The 8,465-nt window shown below is 65.2% G+C and carries 8 protein-coding genes; 1 reads left to right on the top strand and 7 read right to left on the bottom strand.

Going from position 1 to position 8,465, the window contains the following annotated elements:
* Window positions 1–533, top strand: a 533-nt coding sequence (locus EN781_RS18210; RefSeq protein ID WP_245492609.1) for a LysR substrate-binding domain-containing protein, incomplete at its 5' end; no start/stop codon positions are given.
* A gap of 5 nt (window positions 534–538) precedes the next feature.
* Here the strand turns inward: EN781_RS18210 and EN781_RS18205 are convergent.
* The 7 genes from EN781_RS18205 to EN781_RS18175 form a co-directional block, all read right to left on the bottom strand.
* Window positions 539–1,177, bottom strand: coding sequence for a hypothetical protein (locus EN781_RS18205; RefSeq protein WP_126055705.1), 639 nt, complete (start codon window positions 1,175–1,177; stop codon window positions 539–541).
* Window positions 1,178–1,276: 99 nt separating this feature from the next.
* Window positions 1,277–1,549, bottom strand: a complete 273-nt coding sequence (locus tag EN781_RS18200; protein ID WP_126059163.1) for a DUF3303 family protein — start codon at window positions 1,547–1,549, stop codon at window positions 1,277–1,279.
* Between the two features lie 123 nt (window positions 1,550–1,672).
* Window positions 1,673–3,136: a RimK family protein gene (locus EN781_RS18195; protein WP_126055706.1), complete on the bottom strand. Its 1,464-nt coding sequence runs from the start codon at window positions 3,134–3,136 to the stop codon at window positions 1,673–1,675.
* Between the two features lie 5 nt (window positions 3,137–3,141).
* Window positions 3,142–4,239, bottom strand: coding sequence for a peptidase C39 family protein (locus EN781_RS18190; protein ID WP_126055707.1), 1,098 nt, complete (start codon window positions 4,237–4,239; stop codon window positions 3,142–3,144).
* A 207-nt stretch (window positions 4,240–4,446) separates the two neighbouring features.
* Window positions 4,447–5,238 carry an anti-sigma factor gene (locus tag EN781_RS18185; protein WP_126055708.1) on the bottom strand — a complete coding sequence of 264 codons (792 nt, stop codon included), beginning with the start codon at window positions 5,236–5,238 and terminating at the stop codon, window positions 4,447–4,449.
* Window positions 5,235–5,753, bottom strand: coding sequence for a sigma-70 family RNA polymerase sigma factor (locus EN781_RS18180; RefSeq protein ID WP_126055709.1), 519 nt, complete (start codon window positions 5,751–5,753; stop codon window positions 5,235–5,237). The genes EN781_RS18185 and EN781_RS18180 overlap by 4 nt, the downstream gene beginning before the upstream one ends.
* 141 nt (window positions 5,754–5,894) lie before the next feature.
* Window positions 5,895–8,465 (bottom strand): DUF2339 domain-containing protein (locus EN781_RS18175; protein ID WP_145965544.1); only part of this gene is annotated, 2,571 nt, incomplete at its 5' end.

The raw sequence follows: 8,465 nt of genomic DNA, 5'->3' as shown, positions 1-8,465 counted from the left end.
ACCGCGAGCTGATCGACATCAGGCTCTCTTACGGTCCGCATTATCGCGAGCACCCGACCGAGGACATCGTCCGGGACGCCGTCTATCCCGTCTGCGCGCCGGCGCTGACCGGCGCGATGAAGCGTGACGGCCTCGCCGGCCTGCCGCTGATCCATACGGACTGGGGACCGACCGGCGCGTCGTTCCCGTCCTGGCGCAACTGGTTCGAGGCGGCGGGGATCGATCCGGGCCGATCGGCGCGGCGCGGCCTGTCGGCAAACTCGTCACGGGCAGCGCTCGACCTCGCCATTTCAGGGCTAGGCGTGGCGCTCGTCCAGGGAATCTACTGCGCCCAGGCGCTCGAAGACGGCCGGCTGGTTCGGCCGGTCCTCCGCACGGCGGACCTGCGCCAGCCCTATTGCCTGACGATCCCAGAGCGCAGCGCCCGGCGCGACGTTGTGGCGGCATTCCGCGATTGGCTGATCGAGGAATGCGCGCGCGCCGTCAGATCGCCGGCGCTTATGGCTAATTTCGCCGATCAAGCATCCCCGTAGTAAGCCTACGGTCGCATCCTTTGGCCGAATTGACCTGGAATGCGCCGGGCCGGTTCCGCTGCGACGGCCTGCCTCACCGGCTCGGCCCGAGGCCCGTGGGCAAATCCGCCCGGCACGAACCCGAGCAGTATGATCGCGGCGATGAAGCCGTATTGCAGGACCTCGAAGGTAAGCGGCGGAAGGCTTCCCGGAAGAACCGAGACAGCCAGTTTCGGAGCAAGAACGCCGAAACCCACCGTGGCTGGCCAGCCAATGTCACGCACACGCGCCAACACCATCCATATCATCGCAACAATGGTCGCGAAGCCCATCGCCACGAGCATGGAGATGTAGATCGTTCCGATGGCGGAGTTCTTTGCCTCCATGGCGAGCGCCTGAACCACCATGCCCGAGGCATGCTCTCGCACCGACTCCGGCTGTGGATGCATGCCTTGATCGGGAGTCTTCAACCCTTCGACAAAGGACCTCTGGCTCTGGGCGATATTGGCGCCGTTGGATGCGTAGACCTGATCCTGGATGCCCTCTTTTGTTCCAACCAGAAAATGCTCGATCGGGCCCTTGGCAAAATCGAATCCAACAAGGAAAAGCAGCAGGCAGAAATATAGTATCTGGCCGCAACTTCCCGATTGAAACAGCTTCATCATCTATTCAAAATCCCCAAGCAACCCTCAATATCTGCGGGTAGCATGATGGGCTTAAGCTGCGGTTAGACGGTTCGCTCCAAATTAAGCAAATGGCTGCGGTCAGAGATGCCCGGCCAAAGCCGCAACCATGTCCTTGTTGGTGGCGACTGGAATGATCTCGAACTCCACCAGATCATTCCATTCGATGGCCCAACGCTGCAGGAGCGTGACGTCGTCGGCTTCCACCAACAGGAAGCAGCGGCTCATATCTGCCGCGATCCAGCTGTGGTGGACGACAAGCTCATCCGGCTTCAGCCGGCCCCGGTCGCGGAAGCGACGGTAGATCTCCTTGCGGTCGCAGCCGTGAAAATCCTCGATCACGAAAAACAGCATGCTTTTCCCCCAGTTTGAGCGAACAGGAATTGAGGAACTGGAGAATTGAGTGGCTAGCGCAGCCATCCGTCCTAACTTCCTCAGTTCCTCACTTCCCCAGTTCCTCAATTCCGTTCCCGGCCGCTACCGCCCGGGCCGCTCCAGCCGGTCCAGGAACCACTGCGTCAGCCGCACCCAGACCTCGTCCTTCTCGCCCGAATCCTCCCAGCCGTGGTCGAGATTGGGATTGTCGTTGACCTCGATGACGAAGACGCCATCCTTGGTCTCCTTGAGGTCGACGCCATAGAGGCCGTCGCCGATGCAGCGCGCCGCCTTGACCGCCGTCTCGACGACATGATGCGGCGTCTCCTTCAGCGTGAAGGTCTTGATGCCGCCCTGGTCGGGCTTGCCATTGGCCTTGTGGTTGACGATCTGCCAGTGCTTCTTGGCCATCAGGTAGTGCACGGCAAACAGCGGCTGACCGCCGAGCACGCCGACACGCCAGTCATATTCGGTCGGGATGAATTTCTGCGCGATCAGGAGATCGGAATCCTCCAGCCATTCGGTGGCGAGCCGGGTCAGTTCCTCGAGGTTCCCGCATTTCTTGACGCCGCGCGAAAACGAGGAATCCGGGATCTTCAACACCAGCGGGAAGCCCAGCGTCTGCGCTGCCAGCTCCAGATCCGAGGTGCCGGCAATGATGACGGTCGGCGGCACCGGCACCTTGTTGTAGGTCATCAGCTCGTTCAGATAGACCTTGTTGGTGCAGCGGATCATCGACAGCGGATCGTCGATGACGGGCATGCCTTCCTGTTGCGCCCGGCGGGCGAAGCGGTAGGTGTGGTTGGAGATCGAGGTGGTCTCGCGGATGAACAGCGCGTCGTAGTTGGCGAGCTTGGCCAGATCCTTCCTGGTGATCGGCTCGATTTCGACGCCCATCTTCTCGGCGATCCGCGCCCAGTAGCGCAGCGAGGAAATCTCGGACGGCGGCAATTCCTCATGCGGATCGACCAGCGTAGCGAAGGTGTAGCGCGCCGGGGTGCGGCCCTTGGTGTCTCGCCATTCGCGGTTGGTGTAGGTCTCCAGGCACTGCAGGAAGAAGGCTTCCTCATCATCGGTCATGCGGGCCAGCGGCAGGAAGCCGATCTTGCGGATCGAGGCCCATTCGGCGCTGTCCTTGATGTGAACCTCCAGCGCCGGCGCGCGGAACCAGTCGAAGAGCAGCTTGGCGAAACGGTCCCACACCTTGGAGGGGCCGATGCCGAAGAAGATGGCGACCTTGGCAGGGAAAACGCCGCCGAGATCCTTGCGGCATTTGTTGAGCGCAAGCTCCAGTTCGGGCAGCGCATGCTCGTAGAGCTTGCGCTCCGACAGGTCGATCATGGTCTCGACCGTCGGGATCACCTTGTGGCCGCGCGAACCGGCGAGCAACGAGGCATAGTAGCCGCGGCTCTGGTAGCCGTAATTGTTCGACAGGTTGATGACCTTCGGCCGCTGGCCGCGAAACAGCGAAGGATGGGCAAGATAATCACGGTTGGTGATGATCTTGTGCGGCGTCGCCACCTGGTCGAGGTCGTTCTGCCTTCCGGTAAGGATGACCCAGGTCATTGTCTTCAGCGCTTCCCTAGAATGATGGCGGCACGCAATCCGTCACGGCCGAACTGCGCCATGTTCATGAAGATGCCGTAAGGCACGGGAATATTGGCCGCATCAAGGATCGTCTCCTGCCGCTCGTCCTCGACCCAGGGATCGTGGATCAGGATATGGTCGCCGTCGTCGCCGATCGCCAGCACCCAGTGCGGAACCTTCTTGCCGAACATCAGGAAGCCGCTGATCAGCACCAGCACCAGCTTTCCCCCGGCGATGGCGTTGCGAACATCGTCGAGGGCGAATGAACGGTAATTCACCGGAATGCCGTAAAGTTCCGCGCGGCGGCGGAAGTCGACCTGGGCAAGCTCCATCACCCGGCGCTTGTCCTCGCTGCGCACCGATTGCAGGAACAGCGCGCCATGGAAGGAGACGAAGATCTCCGCCGCGAGCCCGCTTTCATAGCCGGCCACCGCCAGTCCGAACGGCTCGCAACCGCCAGGCCCAGACATCATGAAGACAGTGGTCGCCTCGCGCCACAGGCGGATTTCCATCACCGGATCGGGCACGAAACCGTGGTCGAAATTGGCCATCGCCATCATCAGGCAGCATGGTCCGCAGGTGAACTCGCAGGTCTGCGGATAGAACGGCACCATGGTGGCGATCGGCACGTCGCCGCGCAGCGTCTTTTCGTAGCGTAGCGCGGTGGCGCCGTCCTCATAGTAGTCCGGCTCGCGGCCGATCTTGCGGTAGCCGGCCTGCTCGTAGACGCGGATGGCGCGATGATTGTCTTCGCGCACTTCGAGGCGCAGCATCATACGGTCGTGCTCGAAGGCCGCCTCCTCCGCTGCCGCCAGGAGTTGACGGCCGATGCCGAGCTGGCCGAAGAAGGGACCGACGGCGATGGAATAGAGACGGGCGACGCCGCTGCCCTTGCGAAACAGCACCACGGCATAGCCGGCGACGCGGCCATCGCTTTCGGCAACCAGCATTTCGGCGGTCTCGCGCTCGATCAGCTGGCGGAAGGAGCGGCGCGACATGCGGTCGCTTGAAAAGACGGCCTTCTCGATGGCGGCGAGGTCATCGACGTCGGACACGCGGGCCTTGCGGATCTCGGCAGGCATGCGGGCTTCAGAAAACCTCGATTGGATTGTGGAAACGGCCCCGGTCGAAACATCGGTATACCGGCGCAATCACCGGTATTCGTCAAGCGCTTTCGCACCTCGATTAGGGCCGAATTGTGACAGGCTGAATAGTGGTCCAATGCTGAAGGAGCGCTGTACTGGCGCGCTGTTTTCGGAATGGCGCCGATGTCAGAAAAACGCCGGTTTTCAACTGGCAAGGCCGGCCAGAAGCTGGCCGTAGGCACTCTTGGCGACGGCCGCCAGACGCTCGCGCGGCAGCGAGCCGACGACGGCGCAGCCATAGCCCTCGTCCAGCCAGTAGACAGCCTCGGGACCGTCAGCCTCGGCCGCGTAGGTGCCCTTGGACTTTCCGGCCGATTCGGCGGTCACGAACAGCGAGATGCGCTCGCCTTTGGCGTCCTCGTAGAGCAGCATCGCCGCCTTGCCCTGGCCGGCCGGCAGCAACCGGCCGCCAACGAGCTGGAAGCCTTCAGCCACGAGATCGGGAGCGACCAGCTTCAGGCCGACGCGGTTGGAGAGCCAGGTCTGCAGATGGTCCTTGTCGCTCGCCGGCACCTCGACCGCATGGCGGTTCTCGGCGGCATAGATGACGTGGGCGGCGATCGCCTGCTCGGCGAGCAGGTCCTCGCTTTCGCCTCCCCTGCCGATGCCATCAATGCCGGCGACATAGCCGGCGAGCCCGCCGATCACCAGCACCGCTGCTGCGGCGGCCGAAAGCCACCAGCGCGCGCGCCACGCTGTCGTCCTCGCCGGCGCCTCGCCGAACACGGCCTGCTTCAGCCGTGCCGGCACCGGTTCGTCGAGCACGCCGGCAAAGGCGGCGCGAAGGGCCGCCCGGTCGGCGACGAAGCGGGCGGCCCTTGCCTTCATTTCGGGATTGGCCTCGAGCCAGGCCTCATAGGCCATGCGCTCCTCGCCCGGCAGCTCGCCGTCAAGGGCCATGTGGATGTCGCGTTCGGAGAAATCGCGCCGGGTCATTTCTCGACGATCCTTATCGAGCGGCGGCGCGCCGTGTCATCCAGCAGGCCACGCAGTTCCTCGCGCCCGCGCGCGATGCGCGACATCAGCGTGCCGGCAGGCACGCCGAGGATATTGGCCGCCTCGGCATAGGAAAACCCTTCGATCGCCACCATGACCAGGGCTGCGCGGCGATCGGGGCTGATCGCCTGCAAGGCATCCATGATCTCGCGCGAGGCGATGCTCCCAACCTGATCGGCGGGAGCGGCCTGCGCCTCACCGGCCTCTAGCGGCAGCATCGCCGCCTCGCCGCGCCGGTTCACCTTGCGCATCTGGTCGATGAACAGATGATGCATGATCGTAAACAGCCACCTCCTGGGGCTTTCTCCCGTCTGCCAGTTGTCAAGCCTCACCAGCGCCCGCTCGAGGCAGTCCTGGACGAGGTCGTCGGCGGAATCGCGGTCGCGCAGCAGCGAGCGCGCGTAGCGGCGCAAACGCGGAATTTCGCCAAGGATCGCTGCCTTCTTTTCGTCCATGACCGCTGGTTTTCGAGGTCGTTTCCCATCCAGATTGAACGCGCCTTTCCGGCGCGGCGCAAGCAGCCAGCGCGAAGCGGTCCACCGCTCCGGTCACCCAAGCAATGGAATGAACGCTGGTGGGTGCGGATTTATTCCCGGCTAGCCGATCGTTTCTGCTTGTTCCGCCTTCTCATTCGCCGCGCGCGTCAACAGCCGCTGGTAGAAGAGGCCGATGCCGATCAGCACGGCGCCGAGGCCGATAAAGGACAGCGCCCTGAGCACGCCTTCCAGCTCCGACATGTCGAACAGGAAGACCTTCAGCACGGCGATCGCGATCAGCGCTGCGGATGCGACGCGCAGCACCTGCGATTTCAGCCACACTCCGGCGGTCAGTAGCGCGACGCCGATGGCCAGCCAGAGCGCTGAATAGGTGTAGGTCTCCACCTGGCCGAGCCCGCTCCACAACCCGATGAACTCGCCCTTGAACAGCCGCCTGACCGACAGTGTCGCGTAGGCGAAGGCGAGCAGCGAGGCGACCAGCGCCAGCATCTGCGCATACCAGCGGGGGCGCTTGTCGCGGACGTAGAGCGCCAGCGCGCCGGTGGCGACCGCCGGCAGGAGATAGGCGAGGAACAGGAGGTTGAACACCGGGATCGTCCCTGTCGATTCGTCGGTGAACAGCGGGTTCAGCACCACGAAATGCCGGACGGCGACGAAGGCGACGGAGAGCACGCCGACGGCCATCGAGCCGTAGCGCAGCACCGAGCTTGGCGAGCGCCTGTCGATGGCGACCAGGATGGCGCCGGCGCCAATGGCGATCAGCGTGTAGATCGCCTGTTCGGCGAGCGTGACCGTGCCGGTGTCCAGCACACCGCCATGCATGGCGTGGCGCACCAATATGGCGAGCGTGAGCAGCGCGAAGAGCGCTGCCCCCGCTTCCATCGCCAGGCGCGGCCGGCCGTTTGTGGTGCGGGCGAGCTGCCAGGCGGCGAAGCCGAAGGCCAGCGCCGGCACGCCGTAGCCCGGCAGCAGCCAGTTGAAGATAGGCGTCGTCGACAGCGATGCAGCGCCGACGATGGTCGGGTCGTAGGCGACGCGGCCAAGCGTGGCGACGACGGCGCCAACCGAAATCCAGCCGAGCACCGGATAGGACCGCCAGCGGGTCGCCAGCGCCGGTACGACGGCCGCGGCGCCGACAAGCACGGTGGTCCAGCCGGAGCCGAAGGGCATGTGCAGCATCAACAGGGCGGCGATCGCGGCGCCGCCGAGCGCGAAGGAGACGGCGACGTCTCCCTTGAGCGGCGGCTCCTCGGCGCGCGCGATCCATTCACCGCCGGCGGCGAAGGCCACGACCAGAAGAGCCGCGACCGCAGCGTAGAGGAAGTCGCGGTCGAGATTGCCGAATGTGAACCATAGCGCCGTAAGCACGACCAACGGCGCGATCACGCCCCAGGCCGCCCAGGACGCCGACCGGATGCGGGCGGTTGCCACCCATCGACGCGCGGCCCAGAAGCCGGCGGCGATGAACAGCAGGCCGAGCCCGACGCCGATGTTGCGCGTCAACTGATCGGACACCACCACCGGCTGGCCGTCAACGCCGAGGCTGCCGCCGATGAACTCGGAACCGATCGAGGTCGGCGGGATGATGCCGAGATAGATCATCGCCGTCACCAGGCCGGCGGCATGGAGAAGCGGCAGCGCGCGCGGTTGATAGAGTGCCACCGCCAGCATAGCGGCAAGGAGCGCGGCGCCCGCCAGGGCATCGCCGGCAACTATGAAGGCCGGGTCGACCGAAAGCCCGAGCGCCGAAAGCCCGACGAAAATAGCGGGCGCGATCGACGGCCAGTCGAAACCGCCGGAGGATTCGGCTTCGGCACCGCGGGCGCCCAGCCAGACGAACGCGAGCACCGCCAGCGTCGCGGCATTGATGAACAGGATGGCCGACAGGTTCGCAGCGGGCGTGTTGGCCATGTAGAGGATGGTCCAGAGGCCGGTGCCGACGAAGGCCGCCGCGGCGAGCGCCTTCCAGTCGCGCAGGCGGGCAATCGCCGCGGTGGCGGCAAGCACGATCGCCAGATAGACGAACAGCGCCCAGGGATTGGGCGCCTGAGAGGAGACGAGCGCCGGCGTCGCCATGGCGCCGATCAGGCCGATGCCGGCCAGCGCCAGGCCATGGACCAGCGATGCGGAGATAGTGGCGACGCCGATGGCGCCGAGAAGCGTGAAGGCCAGCGCCGGACCGATGAAGCCGTAAATGCCATGCGCGGCATAGATGGTGCCGAACAGGATGAAGGCGCCGGCCGCCGTCAGGATCGCCGGGATATAAGCGCCGGCGGCACCCTGCACTGGCACCTTGAAGCCGGTGCGGCGGATGAATTCGCCACCGCCGACTAGCACCAGGCCGAGAATGCCGGCCATGGTGAGGCGCACGCCGGGGCCGAAAATGCCGGCTTCGATGGTATAGCGGATCAGGAACAGGCCGCCGAGCGCCAGCGCGATGCCGCCGACCCAGACCGCCCAGCGGGTGCCGAGCGCGGTCTCGACGTCGGTCTGCCGCGCGGCCTTCGCCGGTTGTGCGGCCTCGGCGGGGCCTGCCGCAGGTTCCGCCGCTGTCGGCGCCTCGTCCTTGGCCCAGGGTCCGGAAACGACCTCGCCCACTGCAGCGGCGGGCTGCGCCGCCGGCGCTTCGGCGGGCACATCAGCCGCCACAGGAGGAGACGCGACTTCGGC

This window comes from Mesorhizobium sp. M4A.F.Ca.ET.090.04.2.1, assembly GCF_003999085.1.
Lineage (GTDB): Bacteria > Pseudomonadota > Alphaproteobacteria > Rhizobiales > Rhizobiaceae > Mesorhizobium.
The sequence above is the reverse complement of the archived record's forward strand: the minus strand, read 5'-3'. Positions and strand labels throughout refer to the sequence as shown.